Here is a 19,103-nt window from a genome sequence, read left to right as displayed (position 1 = left end):
GCCGGCCGCTCAGTTCTTGCCGTACAGCGTCACCACGCAGGCGCCGCCCAGGCCGATGTTGTGCTGCAGGCCGATGCTCGCGCCTTCGACCTGGCGCTTGTCCGCGGTGCCGCGCAGCTGGTGGGTGAGCTCGTAGCACTGGGCCAGGCCGGTGGCCCCCAGCGGGTGGCCCTTGGACAAGAGGCCGCCGGACGGGTTGGTCACCACCTGGCCGCCGTAGGTGTTGTTGCCGTCCAGCACGAACTTCATGCCTTCGCCGGTGGCGCAGAAGCCCAGGCTCTCGTAGGAGAGCAGTTCGTTCTGCGCGAAGCAGTCGTGCAGCTCGCACACACGGATGTCCTCGGGGCCGATGCCGGCCTTCTCGTAGACCTGCTGGGCGGCGGCGCGCGTCATGTGGTCGCCCACGTAGCTGATGAGCGACGGCGGGTCGAAGGATTCGACCGGGTCGGTGGTCATGGCCTGCGCCAGGATCTGCACGTCGGTGCGAAGGCCGTGCTTCCTCGCGAACTTCTCGGACACGATGATGGCGGCCGCGGCGCCGCAGGTGGGCGGGCAGGCCATCAGGCGGGTCATCACGCCGGGCCACATGACCTTGTCGGCCATCACTTCCTCGGTGGTGACGATCTTCTTGAACAGGGCCAGCGGGTTGTTGGCGGCATGGCGGCTGGCCTTGGCGCGGATCGCTGCAAAGGTCTCCATCGTGGTGCCGTACTTCTGCATGTGCTCGCGGCCGGCGCCGCCGAAGCCGCGCAGCGCCTGTGGAATCTCGATGTCCGAGGTCAGGCCGAACAGCACCGGCAGAAAGCGTTCGCGCGTGGGCGGGCGGTCGTCGTAGGGCGACTTGAGCGCGCCGGCCTGCATCTGCTCGAAGCCCAGCGCCAGCGCGCAGTCGACCTGGCCGCTTTCGACCGCGGCACGCGCCAGGAAGAGGGCGGTGGAGCCGGTCGAGCAGTTGTTGTTCACGTTGACGATGGGGATGCTGGTCTGGCCCACCTCGTAGATCGCGGTCTGGCCGCTGGTGGAGTCGCCGAAGACGTAGCCGGCGAAGGCCATCTGCACCTTGTCGTAGCTGATGGCGGCATCGGCCAGCGCCAGGCGCAGGGCCTCGGCACCCATCTGCGTGTAGCTCGGGCTCGCGCCGGGCTTGCTGAAGGGAATCATGCCGACGCCGGCCACAAGAACCTTGTTTGTCATATCTCTAACTCCTGTTGAACGCTGTATTTAGGTGGAACACCGCGGAACCGGCTCCGCCGGGCCGCTGGTGTTGCCCCCGGTGGGGGGTGGGCGGCCTACACGCAGTGAGGCCAACCTGGGGGAGAGTCAAAGCTTCCTTGCGATCAGCTCGCGCATCACTTCGCTGGCGCCGCCGGCAATGCGCTGGTAGCGCAGGTCGATGAACGCCCGGGCGATCGGGTACTCGACCATGTAGCCGTAGCCGCCGTGCATCTGCACCATGTCGTCCACGGCCTTCCACATCGCCTCGGTGGAATAGAGCTTGGCGATTGCCGCTTCCTGCAGCGTCAGCTTGCGCGCCATGTGCTCGCCGATGTAGTGGTCGACCAACAGGCGCGTGGCGACGGCCTGCGCCTTGATGTCGGCCAACTTGAACTTGGTGTTCTGGAAGTCCCACACCGTCTGGTCGAAGGCCTTGCGCTGCTTCACGTACTCGATGGTCAGGCCCAGCAGCCATTCGAGCTTGCTGGCCGCGGCGACTGCCATGAGCAGGCGCTCCTGGGCCAGTTCCTGCATGAGGTACTTGAAGCCCTGATTTTCCTCGCCCAGCAAGTTGCCGACGGGCACGCGCACATCGTCGAAGAAGAGTTCGGCGGTGTCGGCCGCGTGCAGGCCAACCTTCTCGAGCTTGCGTCCGCGGCGAAAGCCCGCGCGCTCGGCCTCGACCAGGATCAGGCTCACGCCCTTGGCGCCGGCCTGCGGGTCGGTCTTGCAGGCCAGCAGGATCAGGTCGCAGTTCAGGCCGTTGCTGATGAAGGTCTTGGCGCCGTTGATGACGTATTCGTCACCTTCGCGCCTGGCGCTGGTGCGCATCGCCTTGAGATCGCTGCCGCCACTGGGCTCCGACATGGCGATCGCCAGGATGGATTCGCCGGCGCAGATTGCAGGCAGCCACTTGCGCTTCTGTTCCTCGGTGCCCAGGCGCAGGATGTAGGGCGCGATGATCTCGGAGTGCAGGCCGAAGCCCAGGCCCGAGACGCCGCAGCTGGACTGGGCCTCCGCCAGCACGGCCGCATGGCCGAAGTCGCCGCCGCCGCCGCCGTACTCGACCGGGATGCTGGTGCACAGCAGGCCCTCGCGGCCGGCCTTGCGCCAGGTCTCGCGGTCCACGCGGCCGGCACGGTCCCAGTCGGCTTGGCGCGGGAGGCATTCACGCTCGAAGAAGCGCTGTGCCGTGTCGCGAAACTGCTCGTGGTCCTCGCGGTAGACCTTGCGTTGAATTTCCATGGAATCCTCTTGGCAGATGTGGTGTCACGGCGGCATGGCGTCATTTGCGCAGGCGGCCGGCATGCATGTCATGGTCGCGCGAGGCCCGGGGCCGGTCACCACTCCCGTGGAGTGGAAGAGCCCGTCAGCGGCGCAGGCCCAGCAGTTCACGGGCCACCACCCAACGGTGCACCTCGCTGGGCCCTTCGTAGATGCGCATCAGGCGCGTCTCGTTGGCCATCTGCTGCAGCGGCAGTTCCTTGGTCATGCCCATGGCGCCAAAGGCCTGCATCACGTGGTCGATGATTTCCCAGGCCATCTCGGTGGCGTAGACCTTGATCATCGAGACCTGGCTGCGCGCTTCCTCGCCACGGTCGATGCGGGCGGCGGCCTCGTAGGTCATGAGGCGGCAGGCGTGGATGCGGGTGGCCGCGTCGGCGATCCACCACTGGATGGCCTGGCGTTCGGCCAATGGCGCGCCGAAGGTGCTGCGCTGGGGCGCGTATTCGCACAGCATGTCCAGCGCGCGCTGCGCGCGGCCGATGCACCAGGCGGCCATCTGCACGCGGCGGCTGCTCAGGCGCGCCTGCATCGGTGCGAAGCCCGAGCCCTCCTTGCCCAGCAACTGGCCGCCACCGATGCGGCAGTTGTCGAAGCTCACCTCGAAGGTCGAGTGGCCGCCGATCATCGGGATGCGCCGCTCGACGGTGAAGCCGGGCGTGCCCTTGTCCACAATGAAGGCAGAGATGCCGCCGCGCGCGCCTTTGGCCTTGTCGGTGACGGCCAGCACGATGGACCAGTCGGCGCGGTCGGCGCGGGTGATCCAGATCTTGCGGCCGTTGAGCACCCAGCCGTCGCCGTCGCGCTCGGCTCGGGTCTTCATGCCGGCAGGGTCGGCGCCGGCGCCAGGCTCGGAGATGGCCATGGCCGAGACAGTCTCGCCGCGGGCGTAAGGCGCCAGGTAGCGCGAGCGCTGGTCGTCGTTGGCGCTGAGCATCAGCATGCGCAGGTTGGGCGAATCGGGCGGCAGCTCGTAGGGCGTGATGGTCTTGCCGAACTCCTCGTTGACGCCCACCATCGCCGTGACGGGCATGTCGGCACCACCCATCTCGGTGGGGGCATCCAGACCCCACAGGCCCAGTTCCTTCGAGAGCGCGTCGAGCCGCTGGTGTTCCTCCGGCAGCAGGGCGAACTGACCGGTGGCGGCTTCGCGGGCCATGGCGCCCGCTTCCAGGGGCAGCAGCTCGTCGCGCACGAAGCGGGCGACAAGGTCCTTGAGCATCTGGTGGTCTTCGTCGAGTTCGAAGTTCATGGTGTGTCTCTTTTCAGTCTTAGCGGTGGGGGAGGGTGCGCGGCATCGCGATGCCGGCTTCGCGCAGCACCTCCTGGGTGTGCTCGCCGAGCGTCGGCGCATGGCGGCGAAGCGTGGCGGGGGTCTTGTGGAACAGGGTGGCGGGACGCAGCTCGCGGATCGCGCCTTCGCTCGGATGCACCGTGGGCTGGAACAGGCCGACTGCTTCGAGCTGCGGGTGCCGCAGCAGGTCGTCGAGTCGGCAGATCTCGGTGGCGGGGATGTCGAGCCGCTCGCACAGCGCCAGCCAGTCGGCGCTGGGTCGCGTGGGCGTGAGCTCGGCCAGGCAGGCGTAGAGCTGGCGGATGTGCCTGTTGAGCTGCTCGCGGCTGGACAGGTCGTAGGCGCGGGCGATGTCCTCGCGCCCCACGGCATCGAAGAAGGCGCTCCAATGGCGGCCGGTGTAGGGCAGCAGGCTGATCCAGCCGTCGGCCGTGGGCACGGGGCGGCGGCCGCCGCCGAGCAGGCGCGCATAGCCCGCCGGGGCAGTCGAGCCGGGGAAGCTGATGCCACCCATGTGCTCGGCCAACACGAAGGCGGCCATGGTCTCGAGCATCGGCACCTCGACGTATTGGCCCTCGCCGCCGCGCTCGCGGTGGAGCAGGGCAGCCATCACAGCGTTGGCCAGTGCCAGCCCGCAAACCTTGTCGGCGATCAGGCTGGGCAGGTAGCGGGGTGCGTCGCCGTCGACGGCGCCGAGGCCCACCATGCCGCAGGCCGCCTGGATGATGTCGTCGAAGGCGGGGCGGTCGCGCCAGGGGCCGCCCTGGCCGAAGCCGGTGGCGACGCAGTAGACGATCTTCGGGTTGAGGGCGGCCACCGCCTCGTAGCCGAAGCCCAGGCGTTCGATGGCGGCCACGCGCATGTTGTGCACTACCACGTCGGCGCCCGCGATCAGCGTGCGCAGGGCGGCGGCATCGTCTTCCTGCTTGAGGTCGAGCACCACCGAGCGCTTGTTGCGGTTGAGCGCCAGGTAGATCGAGCTCATGCCCGGGTGCAGCGACACGCCGTTGGCGCGCATCAAGTCGCCTTCCGGCGGCTCGACCTTGATCACGTCGGCGCCGAAGTCGGCGAGCGTCTGCGTGGCCAGCGGGCCGAGCACCACGGCCGTCAGGTCGATGACGCGGATGCCGTCGAGCGGTCCGGCGAGTGTGTGTTCGCTCATGGCATCAGCTCCGGGTGAAGTTGGCCGGGCGGCGCTCGGCCATGGCGGCCACGCCTTCGCGGAAGTCCGCGCTGCCCATCTGTCCGACCTGGATCTCGCGCTCGCGCCGGTTCACCTCGGCGATGCGCTCGGCCAAGCCCAGGCGCAGCGAGGCGCGCGTGCTTTCGACGGCCGTCGGGCTGGACTCGGCGATCTCGGCGGCCAGTGCCAGGGCGCGTGCGAGCACTTCGGCGTCGGCCACCAGGTCGTCGGCCAGGCCGATGCGCTGCGCTTCGACGCCGTCGATGCGGCGGCCCGTGAAAAAGAGCAGGGCGGCCTGCTGCTCGCCGACCAGCCGCGGCAGCGTGAGCGTGAGGCCGAAGCCGGGATGGATGCCCAGGCGGTTGAAATTGGCGGCGAGGCGCGCGGACGGGCCCACCACGCGAAAGTCGGCCACCACCGCCAGGCCCAGCCCGGCGCCGATCGCCGCGCCCCGTACGGCCGCCACGATGGGCTTGCGCGTGCGAAAGAGGCGCATGGCCTGTTCGTAGAAGGGGGCGGGGTCGGGCGTGCCCTGCGCGGCGCCGCCGAAGTTGGCGCCCGCGCAGAAAGTCTTGCCGGCTGACCACAGCACGATGGCGCGGCAGTCGTCGTCGGCATCCAGTGCCTCGAGCTGGTCGGCCAGGCGGGTGACGAAGTCGATGTCGATGTAGCCCGGGGCCTGGCGCCGCATCTCGATGCTGGCGACGTGGCCGGTTCGGGTCAGGCAAAGGTCGGGGGTGCTGGTCATTAGGGTTGTCTCAGTGTCGGCAGGGCCTTCTCGTGCAGCGCCGCCTGGGGGTCTTGGGTGCGCAAAGTTTGGTGTGGCGAAGGTCTTCTCGCCATGGTCAAATTTCGCTTTTCGAAATTGCGAGCGAGCAGCGCATGGCCTCTTCAAACGCTTCGACCCAGGCTTCGACGCGCACCCTGACCCGGCAGAGCGGTACCTTCACGCGTTCGACCGCCGGCAGCCAGTCGCTGGTGCGCGGCCTCGCGCTGCTGCGCGCCTTCCTGCCGAGCGTGCCGGCGCTCAGCAATGCGGAACTGGCCGAGCGCACCGGCCTGCCGCGGTCCACCGTCAGCCGGCTGACGAACTCGCTGGTGGGAGCGGGCTTCCTGGTGCATGAGGCGCAGACCGGCGCCTACCGGCTCGCCCCCGTGCACCTGAGCCTGGGCGTGGCCTTTCGGCAGACCAAGTCGGAACTGGGGCTGGCCCTGCCACTGATGCGCAAGGTCGCCGTGGCCGAGAAGATCAATGTTGGCCTTTCCACACCCGACGGGCTGTGGATGGTGTACCTGGAGACATTGCGCGAGAGCCGCGGGCCGGTGCAGCGGCAGGTGACGGCGGGCATCCGGCTGGCGATCGAGTCGAATTCGCCAGGCCATGCTTACCTGGCCGCGCTCGACGCACGCTCGCGCCAACGCATCCTGAAAGCGCTCGGGGCTCAGTACGGCGCGCGCTGGCCCGCATTGCGCAAGGCGATCGACAAGTCGCTGGCCTGCCAAGTTAGCTTGGGCTATTGCCGCTCGGACGCCATCCCCGGCATGTCGGCCATCGCAGCCGGCCTGCGCGCGCCGGACCGCACCTTCTACGCCATCAACTTCAGCCTCTCGGCCAAGGACGGTGACAACGAAGCGCTGGTGCAGCGCTGTGCACCGGTGCTGCGCAAGCTGGTGGACGATGTGCAGCGCGCGTGGGATGAGATGGCCCGGGTGCAGGTGCCCGCCGGGGTGGCCTGAGCGCAGGCGCAACGACAAACGACAATTTCGATCACCGAAATTGGGCTGTGGAAGCGCCGCGACCTTGGGCGAATACTGGGTGCAAACAGGAGACAAAGACATGCACCACCCGACCGATCTTTCGCGCCGCCGACTGCTTTGCAGCATCGCCGGTGGCGGCCTGGGCTCCCTGGCCGGAACCTTGCCCTTCGCCGCCCGCGCACAGAACAATTTCCCGTCGCGCCCGATCCGCATGGTGGTGGCCTTCAATCCGGGCAGCGGCTCGGACACGCAAGCGCGCGTCATTGCGCAGGTGCTCAGCGAGAGCATCGGACAACCGGTGGTGGTCGACAACAAGGCGGGCGCCAACGGCATCGTCGCGGTGCAGACGGTGCTCAACGCGCCGGCCGACGGCTACACCGTGCTCTTCGGCAGCAACTCGACCTTTGCGATCAACGCCGCGCTGATCCGCAACATGCCCTACGACCCGATCGCCGACTTCACGCCCCTGAGCCTAATCAGCAGCCAGTACTGCATGGTGCTGGTGCCGGCCGATTCGCCCTACAAGACGATGGCCGACCTGATCGCCGATGCGCGCAAGCGCCCGGGCGCGCTGAACAACGGCGCGGGATCGCCGGGCTACAACCTGTGGTCCACCTGGCTCAACGAACTCGCGGGCATCAAGACGGTCAACATCCAGTACAAGGGCGCCGGGGAAGTGGTCAGCGCACTGCTGGGCAAGCAGGTGGACTATGCGGTGGCGGTCATCGGCCTGGAGATGATCCGGTCCGGCAAGCTGCGCGCCCTGGCCGTGAGTGGCCCCAAGCGCATGCCCTCGCTGCCTGAGGTGCCGACCATGGCCGAGGCCGGCGTGCCCGAGTTCCAGGCCTTCGTCTGGACCGCGCTGGGCGTCTCGACCAAGACGCCGCAACCCATCGTGCGCCAACTGGAAGCCGCCGTACTGAAGGCGGCAAGGTCGCAGGCCTCGCTCGACTTCCTGCAGAAGCAGGATGCGTCGCCGATGGCCGGCGGCCCCGAGCAGATGCGCAACTTCCAGCGCGAGGAAATCCAGCGCTGGAAGCGGATCGTGGCGGCCAACGGCATCGAGCTGCAGTAGGGCTCGGCCATGCTCAACCAAAGCCCTCCGCAAGTCGGCGGCCTGGAAAAGAGCGACCCCGTACCGGCCGCCGGGCTGGCGGTCGATCGGCTCGAGCCCTTCCTGCATCGGCAACTGCCGGGCCTGCGCGGCCGCATGCGCATCGAAGCCATCGGCGGTGGGCAATCCAATCCCACCTACTTCCTCTGCTTCGACAATCGCCGCATGGTGCTACGCAAGAAGCCTGCAGGTGATGTCCTGCCTTCGGCCCACGCGGTGGACCGCGAATACCGGGTCATGCAGGCGCTCGCGTCCACGCCGCTGCCGGTGCCGCCTGTGGTGCTCTACCACGCGGAGCCCGACATCGTGGGCACCCCGTTCTACCTCATGGAGCGCGTCGAGGGCCGCGTCTTCCAGGACAGCCGACTGCCGGGCATGTCGCCCGACGGGCGCCGCGCCATCTACCTGGCCATGGCCGATACGCTCGCGATGCTGCACGGAGTGGACTGGCGCGCCGCGGGCCTTGGGGACTTCGGCCGCGAGGGCGGCTTCTTCGCACGCCAGTTGCGCCGCTGGCAGCAGCAGTGGGCGCTGTCCAAGACGCGCGAGAACCCGGCCATCGACGAGCTGCTGGCCTGGTTGGGCGAGCACCTGCCCGCCGATGACGAGACCACACTCACGCATGGCGATTTCAAGCTCAACAACCTGCTGTTCCATCCGACGGAGCCGCGCGTGGTGGCAGTGCTCGACTGGGAACTCTCGACCCTGGGCCATCCGCTGGCCGATGTGGCCTTCAATACGGTGGCCTGGCGCACGCTGCCCAGCGAGTTCGGCGGCATCCGCGGGCTGGACCTGGCGGCGCTGGGCATTCCATCGGAGCACGAGTATCTGGCCCACTACTACCGCCGCGCCGGCCGCGACGCGGCCCGCCAGGCCACGCCTTTCCACTGGGCCTTTGCCCTGATGCGCTGGGCCGTGATGTTCGAGGGCATCGCGGCACGCGCCGCGCGCGGCAACGCCGTGGCCGAGAACGCGGCCGAGGTGGGGCAGATGGCGCGCGCGCTGGCTCAGCGCGGGCTCGAGGCCATCCGTACCCCGGCTCCCCATTTCTGAAACTTGCCGACGGGAGACGATCTTGGAATTCCAGTACAGCGAAGACAGCCTGCAGATGCAGCGCACCGTGCGACAGTTCATGGAGCGCCACGTGCTACCGCGCCATGCCGAGTTCGAGCGGGTCGCGGCCACCAGGGCCTATCCGACGGCCGTCGTCGAGCCGCTGAAGACCTCGGCGCGCGAGGCGGGTCTGTGGAACCTGTTCCTGCCGGGGCTGCGCGAGGACGAGCCGGGCACACGGCTTGGCAACATGGAATACGCGCCGCTAGCCGAGATCATGGGGCGCATCCCCTGGGCGTCCGAGGTGTTCAATTGCAGCGCGCCCGACACCGGCAACATGGAACTGCTACACCTGTTCGCGACGACCGAGCAGCGCAAGCGCTGGCTCGTGCCGTTGCTCGATGGCGAAATCCGATCCTGCTTCTCCATGACCGAGCCCGACGTGTGCTCGTCCGATGCCACCAACATCGAGACCAGCATCAGGCGCGAGGGCGACGAGTACGTCATCAACGGCCGCAAGTGGTTCACGACCGGCGCGCTGCACCCGAATTGCAAATTCGCCATCGTCATGGGCGTGACCAACGACCAGCCCGATGCACCGCGGCATGCCCGCCATTCGATGGTCATCGTGCCACTGGACACTCCTGGCTTTCGCATGGTGCGCGACGTGCCCATCATGCATCACCACGCGCCCGAAGGGCATTGCGAAGTGAGCTACACCAACGTGCGCGTGCCGGTGGCCAACCTGCTGGGCGAAGAGGGCGCCGGCTTCGCGCTGGCGCAGGCGCGCCTGGGGCCGGGCCGGGTGCACCACTGCATGCGCACCATCGGCCAGTGCGAGCTGGCGATGGAGCTGATGTGCGAACGCGCGCTGACGCGCCGCGCCTTCGGCAAGCACCTGGGGGACTTCTCGAACGTGCAGGACTGGATCGGACATTCCCGCGTCGAGATCGACCAGGCGCGTTTGCTCGTGCTGCAGGCGGCTTGGAAGATGGACACTCATGGCAACAAGGCGGCCCATGTGGACGTCTCGGCCATCAAGCTGGTGGCCGCACAACTGCAGACCCGCGTGGTCGACCGGGCCATGCAGGTGTTCGGCGCCATGGGCATCACACCCGACACACCCCTGTCCTACCTGTGGTCCTGGGGCCGGGCCATGCGCTTCTTCGACGGGCCCGACGAAGTCCACCTGCGCACAGTGGCGCGCGCGGAGTTGTCGAAGGCACGCGAAAACCTCGGCTCGACGGCGGTTTACTATGCCGCGCACTGAGAAGAGGGAGAGAACCTGCGCAAACCTGCGGGTTCCTCTATCATTTTCCGGTATTTAGGAACCCGCATCGAAGGAGCGCCCTATGGAACTGTCGAATGGCCGGAGTAAGAGCACGCCAGCAGGGCGAATCCTGAGGGTGATCGGGGCGGCGCTCGTCGCGCTGGGTCTCGGAGCGTTCGCGGAGTCGACCGCGCAGGCACAGACGCCGGGCAAGAAACCCAACATCGTCGTCATCATGGCCGACGACGTCGGCGTGTGGAACGTCAGCGCCTACCACCAGGGAATGATGGGCGGCCGCACGCCCAACATCGACCGCATCGGCAAGGAGGGCGCAAGGTTCACCGACTACTACGGCCAGCAGTCCTGCACTGCAGGCCGTGCCGCATTCATTCTTGGCCAGACGCCCTTTCGAACCGGGCTGCTGAAGGTCGGGCTGCCGGCGGCCAAGCAAGGCCTGCAGGACAAGGACCCGACCATCGCCGAGTTGCTCAAGCCCCACGGCTATGCCACCGCCCAGATCGGCAAGAACCATTTGGGCGACCGCAACGAGTACCTGCCGACGGTGCATGGCTTCGACGAGTTCTACGGCATCCTCTATCACCTCAACGCGATGGAAGAGCCCTACCAGGCGGATTATCCGAAGGACGCGAAATTCAGGGCCATGTTCGGGCCGCGCAACATCGTCGATTCCAAGGCGAGCACGACCGACGACGCGAGCACCGACCCACGCTGGGGCCGGGTGGGCCGGCAGACCATCGCCGATGGCGGACCGCTGCCACCGGGGCCGAATATGGATGCCGCGGCCAAGACCAACATGCAGGACGTCGACGACGTGCTGGTGCAGCGCTCGCTCGACTTCATGGACCGTTCGGTCAAGGCCGGCAAACCCTTCTTCTTGTGGCACAACAGCACGCGCATGCACTCCTTCACCCATCTCTCGCCCAAGTGGGAGAACAAGAGCGGCTACGGGCTCTACGCGGACGGCATGGCGCAACTGGACGACATCGTCGGTTCGCTGCTAAAGAAAATCGACGCGCTGGGCATCGCCGACAACACGATCGTGGTGTTCACCAGCGACAACGGCGCCGAGACCTTCTCCTGGCCGGACGGCGGGAACACGCCGTTCCGTGGCGAGAAGGGAACGACTTTCGAAGGAGGATTTCGGGTGCCGATGGTGGTGCGCTGGCCGGGCACCGTCAAGCCGGGGCTGGTCGTCAACGAGATCATGGCTGGCGAGGACTGGATGCCGACGCTGCTGGCCGCCGCAGGCGAACCGGACGTGAAAGAGAAGCTTCTCAAGGGCATCAAGGTGGGTAGCAAGAGCTTCAAGAACCATCTGGACGGCTACAACTTCATGCCCTACTTCAAGGGCGAAGTCGACAAAGGTCCGCGCCACGAGATGTTCTACTTCACCGACAACGGCGATCTGAACGCCGTGCGCTATGACGACTGGAAGATCACCTTCAAGACCATCAAGGGCAATCTGCTCACCGGCAGCGTCGAGTCGACCAACGTTCCGTGGGTGACCAACCTGCGGCAGGATCCATGGGAACGCTACCAGGAGCAATCGCTGTCGTATGGGCGCTGGTGGGGTGACAAGCTTTGGACGCTGATTCCCAGCGGCGTCATCGTCGGCGAGTTCCTGGCGACGTTCAAGGAGTTTCCGCCCAGCCAGCTGTCCGCCACCACGGGCATCGAACGGGCACTGCAGACCATCCAGGCGGGCAGCAAGGGCGCCGGCGGCTGATGGTCGGCCGGCGGAGTCATCGCCGCGCGGCCGTTGCCTGAGGAGCCCCCCGCCGCCCCTCACCGTGGGTGGTGGTCGCAAGTCTGTCGAATCCGTACCGTTGCTGTCTCGCGCCGGACCGTCCGGCCGGTACATAACGGAGACAGACATGAAGAGCATCCTTGCAACGCTGGGCCTGGCCCTGGCCCTGCCCGCTGCGCTGGCCCAGCCCCAGGGCGTCACCAAGAACGAGATCGTGGTCGGAACGATCCAGGACCTGTCCGGCCCGGCGGCGGGCCTGGGCAAGCAGGCGCGCTTTGGCATGCAGATGCGCGTGGACGAGATCAACGAGCAGGGCGGCATCCACGGCCGCAAGATCCGCCTCTTGGTGGAGGACTCTGCCTACGATCCGCGCAAGGCGGTGCTGGCGGCACAGAAGCTGGTCAATCAGGACGGCATCTTCGTGATGGCCGGGCACTTCGGCACCGCAGGCAACGTGGCCGTGATGCCACTGCTGCTCGAAAAGAACATCGTGAACTTCATGCCGCTGACCGGCGCGCGCGAGATGTACGAACCGGCGCACAAGCTGAAGTACGCCATGCAGCAGTCGTACTACGACCAGCTTTCCGTGGTCGTTCCCAAGCTGGTCAAGGAAAAGCAGGCCAAGCAGGTCTGCACGATGTACCAGGACGACGATGCCGGCCTGGAGATGTTCCGCGGCGCCGAAGCGGGTCTCAAGAGCATCGGCATGCAGTTCGCGGAGAAGACAACCTACAAGCGCGGCGCCACCGATTTCTCTTCGCAGGTGGCACGCATGAAGGCAGCGAACTGCGACTTCGTGGTGCTCGGTACCATCATCCGCGAGACCGTCGGCGCGATGGCCGAGGCACGCAAGAATGACTTCAACCCGACCTTCCTGGCGTCGGTGGCTGCGTACAGCGACCTGATCCCCAAGCTGGGCGGCAAGGCGGTGGACGGGCTCTATGCCGGCATGGCTTCGCAGAACCCGTACGTGGACGACAGCTCGCCGGCATTGCGTGCCTGGGCCACCAAGTACCAAGCCAGCTACCACGAGGATCCCGCCGTGACCTCTGCCTACGGCTACATCGCGATGGACCTGTTCGTGAAGGGCGCGCAGAAGGCGGGCCCGGACCTGAGCACCGAGACGCTGGTGAAGGCGATGGACAGCCTGAGCGTGCCGCCGGACATCTTCGGCACCGACACGCTGAGCTTCTCGCCGACCAAGCGCCTGGGTAGCGATTCCGCGCGCCTGTCGCAGTTGCAGGACGGCCGCTGGAAGGTGGTGTCCGACTACGTCAAGCCCGCGCGCTGATCGGACAGCCATGCTCTCACTCCAGATCCTGGTCAGCGGGATCGCGCAGGGCTGCATCTACGGATTGATCGCCCTGGGCTTCGTGCTGATCTACAAGGCCACCGAGACCGTGAGCTTCGCTCAGGGCGAGCTGATGATGCTCGGCGCCTTCGCGGGCCTAGCGCTTACCACTGCTTTCGGGCTGCCCTTCTGGCTGGCGCTGCCAGCGGTAGTGGTGGCCATGGCGGGCTTCGGCATCGCCATCGAGCGCGTGGCGATCCGCCCGGTGCTGGGCCAGCCCGCCTTCTCGATCGTGATGCTCACCATCGGCCTGGGCTACATGGCGCGTGGCGCGATCACGATGCTGCCGTCCATCGGCACCGACACCCACCCGCTCGCGGTGCCCTACAAGGGCGCAGTTCTGCGCCTGGGCGGCATGACCTTTGCGGCCGAGCACCTCATGGTGATCGGCGCTACCGCACTGCTGTGCCTCGGCCTGTACCTGATGTTCAGCCGCAGCCGCATCGGCACCGCGATGCAGGCCAGCTCGCAGAATCAGCTAGCGGCCTACTACATGGGCATCCCGGTCAAGCACCTCAACGGCCTGGTCTGGGGCCTGGCCGCGGCGGTGGCGGCGGTGGCCGGCCTGCTGCTGGCGCCCATCACCTTCGTGCACGCCAACATGGGCTTCATCGGCCTGAAGGCCTTCCCGGCCGCGGTAGTCGGCGGCTTCGGCAGCCTGCCGGGCGCCATCGTCGGTGGCCTGCTGGTGGGCGTGGTCGAGGCCTTTGCCGGCTTCTACCTGCCCGAGGGCCTGAAGGATGTCGCGGCCTACGTCGTGGTGCTGCTGATGCTGATCCTCAAGCCCAACGGGCTGTTCGGCGAAACGTCCCTCAAGAAAGTCTGACCGTGCGCTTTATCTTCAAGACCGACTACGACCAGGACATCAACCTGGCCAAGCACGGCGGGCACGTCTTCTGGTACGGGGCGCTGCTCATGGCCTTGCTTGCAGCGCCATGGTGGCTCGGCCCCTACGGCCTGACGCAACTCAGCTTCGTACTGATCTATTCCATCGTGGGCCTGGGCCTGATGCTGCTGGCCGGCTACACGGGCCTGTTCTCGATGGGCCACGCAGCCTTTTTGGGCGTGGGTGCGTACATCGAGGCCAAGCTTTCCGCAATGGGCTGGCCCTTTCCGGCTTCGGCGGCGGCCGCGGCTTTGCTCTCGGCGGGCGCAGGCGTGGTGGTGGGGCTGCCCGCGCTGCGCATCAAGGGCATCTACCTGGGCATCGCGACGCTCGCCTTCGGCGTGATCGTCGAGGAGGTGTTCGCGCGCTGGGAAAGCATGACCGGGGGCAACGCCGGCATGACAGTGACCACGCTGCAGGCCTTCGGCTGGAAGGCCGATACGGGAGCCGAGTTCTACTTCGTCTGCCTGGTCTGCTGCGTGCTCGCGACCCTGGGCGTGCTGAACCTGCTGCGCTCGCCGATCGGCCGGGCCTTCGTCGCGATCCGCGATTCGGAGATCTCGGCGCAGAGCATGGGCATCCGGCTGGCGCAGTACAAGACGCTGGCTTTCGCCGTGTCCGCAGCACTGGCAGGGCTGGGCGGCGCGCTCTACGCGCACCAGATCCGCTTTCTCTCGCCCGACCAGTTCGGCATCTCGCAGTCGATCGACCTGCTGCTCCTGGTGGTGATCGGCGGACTGGGCTCGATCCACGGCGCCTTCCTGGGCGCGGTGTTCCTGATCGCCATGCCGCAGGCGATCTCGGCCGCCAAGGACCTGCTGCCTGCGGCCCTGGCCCAGGCGCCGGGACTGCAGGCCTTCGTCTACGGCGCGGTCCTGGTCGGCTTCGTGCTCTTCGAGCCGATGGGCCTGAACGGGCGCTGGGTCAAGGTGCGCACCTGGCTGCAGCTCTTCCCCTTCTACCGCCGCGGCATGTTCAGCCGCCAGAAATCCTTCCAGAAATCGGAGCGCGTGCGATGAGCGCCGGCCATTCTTCCAGCGCCCCGCTGCTCTGCGTGCGGGACCTGTGCGTGCAGTTCGGCGGCGTGCGCGCCGTCGACGGCGTCAGCTTCGACGTGCAGCGCGGCGAGGTGTTCACCCTGATCGGCCCCAACGGCGCCGGCAAGACCACGGTGTTCAACCTTATCAGTCGCATCTACCGGGCGAGCCTGGGCAGCATCGAGTTCGAGGGCCGGGCGCTCGGCGCGGTCGCGCCGCATGCGGTGGCCGTCCGGGGCATTGCGCGCACCTTCCAGAACATCGAGCTGTTCGAGCACGCCACCGTGCTGCAGAACCTGCTGATCGGGCGCCACGTGCACCAGCGCCATGGCTTCTGGAGCCAACTGGTGTTCACCCCGTCGCTGCGGCAGGCGGAGCGCGAGACGCGCCGCAAGGTGGAGGAGGTGATCGAGTTCCTCGACCTGCAGCACTACCGCGACACCCTGGTTGCCGGCCTGCCTTACGGCGTGCGCAAGGTGGTCGAGCTGGCGCGCGCGCTGGCCACCGAGCCCCGGCTGCTCCTGCTGGACGAGCCCTCCTCGGGCCTGAACGTCGAGGAGACCAGCGACATGGCCTTCTGGATCCAGGACATCCGCAGCGAGCTGGGCATCACGGTGCTGATGGTCGAGCACGACATGGCGCTGGTCTCGAAGGTCTCCGACCGCGTGCTGGCGATGGCGCAAGGCAAGGTGCTGGCGCTGGGCACGCCCGGCGAGGTGCAGGCGAACCTCGCGGTGATCGAGGCCTACCTCGGCACGGCCGGCGAGGCGGAATCGCTGCGCCGGCCCAAGCCGCTGAAACCGCAGCAGGCTCAGCCCGAGGGCAGGGCGATCGCCCCCACCAAGGGCATCCTGGAGTTCGCGCGATGAGCGATGCCATCCTCACCCTCTCGAATGTAGAGAGCGCCTACGGCCCCGTGAAGGCCATCCGCGGCGTCAGCCTGCAGGTGCGCAAGGGCGAGATCGCCACCGTGCTCGGTGCCAACGGCGCCGGCAAGTCGACCATCCTCAAGACCGTCTCCGGCATCCTCGACCCGCGCAAGGGCCGCATCGCGTTCGACGGCCACGACATCACCGCGCGCGACCCGGCCCACATCGTGCGCCTGCGGCTGTGCCACGTGCCCGAGGGCCGCGAGGTGTTCCCGCTGCTGTCGGTACACGACAACCTGATGATGGGCGCCTACACCCGCGCCGACCGCGACGGAGTGGCACGCGACCTGGAAACGGTACTGGGCTACTTCCCCATCCTGAAGGAGCGCGCGCGCCAGCCAGCCGGGCTGCTCTCGGGCGGACAACAGCAGATGCTGGCCATCAGCCGCGCGCTGATGGCGGATCCGCGCCTGATCCTGCTCGACGAGCCGAGCCTGGGCCTGTCGCCTAAGCTCACCAAGGAGATCTTCGAGATCGTGGTGCGCATCAACCGCGAGCGCGGCACCACCATCCTTCTGGTCGAGCAGAACGCGCAGATGGCGCTCAACGCGGCCGACCACGGCTACGTGCTTGAGAACGGCCGCATCGTCATGGAAGACCGCTGCGAGGTGCTGCGCGAGAAGGACGACATCAAGGAGTTCTACCTGGGCATGAAGCAGGCGGGGGTGCGCGCAGAGCGCCGTTGGAAAACCAAGAAGAACTGGCGCTGAGGAAAGAGGCGAAGCTATGACAAATTCAAGAGACAAGAGCGCGCCGGCACTGGACGCGACCGTACCCCTGGTTCCCGGCGAGACGATGACCGAGTTGTTCTGGAACGCCGTCGCGCAGCGCGGCGACCGCGATTTCATGCGCGAGAAGGAGCTGGGCGTCTGGCGCCGCTGGAGCTGGAACGAGACGGGCCAGGCGGCGCGCGAACTGGCGATGGGCCTGGTCTCGCTCGACTTCGCCCCGGGCGAGTGCGCATCGATCCTCGCCAACACGGTGGTCGAATGGGTGCTGGTCGACCTGGCGGTGTTGAGCGCAGGCGGCGTCTCCAACGGCATCTATCCGACCGATGCAGCCGGCCAGGTGGCGTACCTGTGCGCCGATTCGCGCACCACGGTGCTCTTCGTCGAGGACGAGGAACAGCTCGACAAGGCGCTCGAGGTGCGCGCCTCGCTGCCGCTCCTGCGCCACATCGTCGTGTTCGATACCAAGGGCCTGCAGCGCTACGAGGACCCGATGGTGATGAGCCTCGCGGCGCTGCGCACGCGCGGTGCCGCGTGGGATGCGGCGCATCCCGGCCTGTTCGACCAGCGCCGCGGCTGCCGCCGGCCGGGCGACCTCGCCATCCTCGTCTACACCTCCGGCACCACCGGCAAGCCCAAGGGCGCGATGCACAGCCACGCAGGGCTGCTCTATGGGACGCGGGCCACCCACGCCATGATGCCGCAGCGCGAAGGCGACCAGCGCATCTGCTTCCTGCCGCTGTGCCACATCGCCGAGCGCATGGCCGGCGAATACGTCGCCATCTGCGCGGGCTCGGTGCTCAACTTCGTCGAGAACCCGGAGACCGTGCCCGAGAACGTGCGCGAGATTGCGCCGACGGTGTTCCTGGCCGTGCCGCGCGTGTGGGAGAAGTTCTACTCGGCCGTGAGCCTCGCGGTTTCGGAGGCCGGCGCGGTGCAGCGCTGGGCCTATCGCCGGGCCCTGGGTATCGGCGAGCAGGTGGCGCAGCGGGTGCTGGCCGGGCAGGGCGCGGGGTTGTTGCTGAAGGCGCGCTTCGCGCTGGCGCGCTGGCTGGTGCTGGACAACGTGCGCCGGCTGATAGGCATCCACCGCGCGCGCTTTCTCGTCACCGGAGCGGCGCCCATCTCGCCCGACCTGGTGCGCTGGTACCTCGCGCTCGGCGTACCGATGATGGAAGTCTGGGGCCAGACCGAATCGGGCTGCGCCGCGACGGCGATGCCGGCTGGCAACATCCGGCCCGGCTCGATCGGCCGCGCCGGCCCGCACAACGAGGTCAAGCTCGACCCTGCCACCGGCGAACTGCTGGTGCGCGGGCCGAATGTCTTCATGGGTTATCTGAACCAGCCCGAGAAGACGGCCGAGACCATCGGGCCCGAGGGCTGGCTGCACACCGGCGACGTGGGCACGGTGGACGCAGATGGATTTTTCCGCATCACCGACCGCATGAAGGACATCATCATCACCGCCGGCGGCAAGAACGTGACGCCCAGCGAGATCGAGAACGAGTTGAAGTTTTCGCCCTACATCACCGACGCGGTAGTGATCGGCGACAAGCGGCCGTTCCTGTCGGCGCTGATCATGATCGACCACGAGAACGTCGAGAAGTACGCGCAGGACCACGACGTGCCCTTCTCGAACTACCAGAGCCTGACGCGCGCCAAGGAAGTGCAGGCGTTGATCCAGCGCGAAGTCGACAAGGCAAATGGCAAGTTTGCGCGCGTCGAGCAGGTGAGGGCTTTCCGCCTGCTGGAGACGCAGCTGGGCGCAGAGGACGAGGAACTGACGCCGACGATGAAGCTCAAGCGCAGCTTCGTGCAGACGAAGTACGCCGAGCTGATCAACAGGATGTACGTGGGCGGTTGAATTCTTCGGGGATCGAGTGCCGTCCTCCCATGCGGCATCGGGTCTTGTGTCGTTGCCCAATTTGAGCCAATCTTTGGCCCTTCGACCTTCCCGGCTCTGTGACGGGGGGCCTTGCCAAGCGAAAGACTTCGTGCGAACGAGTCAGGAGGGGTCAACATGCCTCATCTGTACGGCGCGCCCGGTGCGTGCGATCGAGGAGAACGGCGCCGCGGGAATCTGATGCTCCCGGTCATGCAGCTCTCGGCGTTGGCGTTGGCTGCGCAGGGAGCGCAAGCTGTTGAGTTCCATGCAATCCTGACCCGGCATTTCCATCCAATATTGACCCACCCTCTTTGCGAGCCTGGTGGCTCACGGTGTGGATAAGTTCTT

The 19,103-nt window shown here is 67.2% G+C and carries 16 protein-coding genes; 11 read left to right on the top strand and 5 right to left on the bottom strand.

The features are described from left to right. Positions 1-9: 9 nt before the first annotated feature. The 5 genes from BM345_RS27520 to BM345_RS27500 form a co-directional block, all read right to left on the bottom strand. Entirely contained in the window at positions 10-1,194 is a 1,185-nt protein-coding gene (locus BM345_RS27520) for a lipid-transfer protein (protein WP_093386454.1), read from the bottom strand. 126 nt (positions 1,195-1,320) lie between these two features. Continuing rightward, complete coding sequence (locus BM345_RS27515; RefSeq protein ID WP_093386452.1) at positions 1,321-2,460, bottom strand: acyl-CoA dehydrogenase family protein; 1,140 nt, start codon at positions 2,458-2,460, stop codon at positions 1,321-1,323. Between the two features lie 124 nt (positions 2,461-2,584). After that, the gene (locus BM345_RS27510; RefSeq protein ID WP_093386450.1) at positions 2,585-3,751 is read right to left on the bottom strand and encodes an acyl-CoA dehydrogenase family protein; all 1,167 of its coding nucleotides are present in this window, start codon (positions 3,749-3,751) and stop codon (positions 2,585-2,587) included. 19 nt (positions 3,752-3,770) lie between these two features. Continuing rightward, the gene (locus tag BM345_RS27505) at positions 3,771-4,955 is read right to left on the bottom strand and encodes a CaiB/BaiF CoA transferase family protein (RefSeq protein ID WP_093386447.1); all 1,185 of its coding nucleotides are present in this window, start codon (positions 4,953-4,955) and stop codon (positions 3,771-3,773) included. A 4-nt stretch (positions 4,956-4,959) separates the two neighbouring features. Then, on the bottom strand, positions 4,960-5,724 hold the full coding sequence (locus tag BM345_RS27500; RefSeq protein WP_093386445.1) for an enoyl-CoA hydratase/isomerase family protein: 765 nt from the start codon (positions 5,722-5,724) through the stop codon (positions 4,960-4,962). Between the two features lie 134 nt (positions 5,725-5,858). Here BM345_RS27500 and BM345_RS27495 point away from each other — a divergent pair, with 134 nt between their 5' ends. The 11 genes from BM345_RS27495 to BM345_RS27445 all read left to right on the top strand — a co-directional run bounded on the left by BM345_RS27495 (position 5,859) and on the right by BM345_RS27445 (position 18,734). Beyond that, on the top strand, positions 5,859-6,713 hold the full coding sequence (locus BM345_RS27495; RefSeq protein WP_093386442.1) for an IclR family transcriptional regulator: 855 nt from the start codon (positions 5,859-5,861) through the stop codon (positions 6,711-6,713). A 100-nt stretch (positions 6,714-6,813) separates the two neighbouring features. Next, complete coding sequence (locus BM345_RS27490) at positions 6,814-7,809, top strand: Bug family tripartite tricarboxylate transporter substrate binding protein (RefSeq protein WP_093386440.1); 996 nt, start codon at positions 6,814-6,816, stop codon at positions 7,807-7,809. Between the two features lie 9 nt (positions 7,810-7,818). Continuing rightward, the gene (locus BM345_RS27485; protein ID WP_093386437.1) at positions 7,819-8,901 is read left to right on the top strand and encodes a phosphotransferase family protein; all 1,083 of its coding nucleotides are present in this window, start codon (positions 7,819-7,821) and stop codon (positions 8,899-8,901) included. 22 nt (positions 8,902-8,923) lie between these two features. After that, the gene (locus BM345_RS27480; protein WP_093386434.1) at positions 8,924-10,171 is read left to right on the top strand and encodes an acyl-CoA dehydrogenase family protein; all 1,248 of its coding nucleotides are present in this window, start codon (positions 8,924-8,926) and stop codon (positions 10,169-10,171) included. Positions 10,172-10,253: 82 nt separating this feature from the next. Further along, a complete protein-coding gene (locus BM345_RS27475) occupies positions 10,254-11,918 on the top strand; it encodes an arylsulfatase (protein WP_093386432.1) in 1,665 nt (554 codons plus the stop codon). 148 nt (positions 11,919-12,066) lie between these two features. Further along, positions 12,067-13,230, top strand: coding sequence for an ABC transporter substrate-binding protein (locus BM345_RS27470; protein WP_093386429.1), 1,164 nt, complete (start codon positions 12,067-12,069; stop codon positions 13,228-13,230). A 10-nt stretch (positions 13,231-13,240) separates the two neighbouring features. Beyond that, complete coding sequence (locus BM345_RS27465) at positions 13,241-14,116, top strand: branched-chain amino acid ABC transporter permease (protein WP_093386427.1); 876 nt, start codon at positions 13,241-13,243, stop codon at positions 14,114-14,116. Between the two features lie 2 nt (positions 14,117-14,118). Next, on the top strand, positions 14,119-15,195 hold the full coding sequence (locus BM345_RS27460) for a branched-chain amino acid ABC transporter permease (protein WP_093386424.1): 1,077 nt from the start codon (positions 14,119-14,121) through the stop codon (positions 15,193-15,195). Next, entirely contained in the window at positions 15,192-16,082 is an 891-nt protein-coding gene (locus BM345_RS27455) for an ABC transporter ATP-binding protein (protein ID WP_093386422.1), read from the top strand. The genes BM345_RS27460 and BM345_RS27455 overlap by 4 nt, the downstream gene beginning before the upstream one ends. Further along, a complete protein-coding gene (locus tag BM345_RS27450; protein WP_093386419.1) occupies positions 16,079-16,852 on the top strand; it encodes an ABC transporter ATP-binding protein in 774 nt (257 codons plus the stop codon). Before BM345_RS27455 ends, BM345_RS27450 begins: the two co-directional genes overlap by 4 nt. A gap of 16 nt (positions 16,853-16,868) precedes the next feature. After that, positions 16,869-18,734, top strand: coding sequence for an AMP-dependent synthetase/ligase (locus tag BM345_RS27445; RefSeq protein ID WP_093386417.1), 1,866 nt, complete (start codon positions 16,869-16,871; stop codon positions 18,732-18,734). Positions 18,735-19,103: the final 369 nt, after the last annotated feature.

Source organism: Variovorax sp. OV329, assembly GCF_900114785.1.
Classification (GTDB): Bacteria; Pseudomonadota; Gammaproteobacteria; order Burkholderiales; family Burkholderiaceae_C; genus Variovorax.
Note: the sequence above shows the minus strand (reverse complement) of the source record. Positions and strands in the feature narration are given on the sequence as shown.

Bases quoted from the DNA above. Each gene is read 5' to 3' on its own strand.
- BM345_RS27520 (WP_093386454.1), bottom strand. From the start codon at position 1,194: ATGACAAACAAGGTTCTTGTGGCCGGCGTCGGCATGATTCCCTTCAGC.
- BM345_RS27515 (WP_093386452.1), bottom strand. From the start codon at position 2,460: ATGGAAATTCAACGCAAGGTCTACCGCGAGGACCACGAGCAGTTTCGC.
- BM345_RS27510 (WP_093386450.1), bottom strand. From the start codon at position 3,751: ATGAACTTCGAACTCGACGAAGACCACCAGATGCTCAAGGACCTTGTC.
- BM345_RS27505 (WP_093386447.1), bottom strand. From the start codon at position 4,955: ATGAGCGAACACACACTCGCCGGACCGCTCGACGGCATCCGCGTCATC.
- BM345_RS27500 (WP_093386445.1), bottom strand. From the start codon at position 5,724: ATGACCAGCACCCCCGACCTTTGCCTGACCCGAACCGGCCACGTCGCC.
- BM345_RS27495 (WP_093386442.1), top strand. From the start codon at position 5,859: ATGGCCTCTTCAAACGCTTCGACCCAGGCTTCGACGCGCACCCTGACC.
- BM345_RS27490 (WP_093386440.1), top strand. From the start codon at position 6,814: ATGCACCACCCGACCGATCTTTCGCGCCGCCGACTGCTTTGCAGCATC.
- BM345_RS27485 (WP_093386437.1), top strand. From the start codon at position 7,819: ATGCTCAACCAAAGCCCTCCGCAAGTCGGCGGCCTGGAAAAGAGCGAC.
- BM345_RS27475 (WP_093386432.1), top strand. From the start codon at position 10,254: ATGGAACTGTCGAATGGCCGGAGTAAGAGCACGCCAGCAGGGCGAATC.
- BM345_RS27470 (WP_093386429.1), top strand. From the start codon at position 12,067: ATGAAGAGCATCCTTGCAACGCTGGGCCTGGCCCTGGCCCTGCCCGCT.
- BM345_RS27465 (WP_093386427.1), top strand. From the start codon at position 13,241: ATGCTCTCACTCCAGATCCTGGTCAGCGGGATCGCGCAGGGCTGCATC.
- BM345_RS27455 (WP_093386422.1), top strand. From the start codon at position 15,192: ATGAGCGCCGGCCATTCTTCCAGCGCCCCGCTGCTCTGCGTGCGGGAC.
- BM345_RS27450 (WP_093386419.1), top strand. From the start codon at position 16,079: ATGAGCGATGCCATCCTCACCCTCTCGAATGTAGAGAGCGCCTACGGC.
- BM345_RS27445 (WP_093386417.1), top strand. From the start codon at position 16,869: ATGACAAATTCAAGAGACAAGAGCGCGCCGGCACTGGACGCGACCGTA.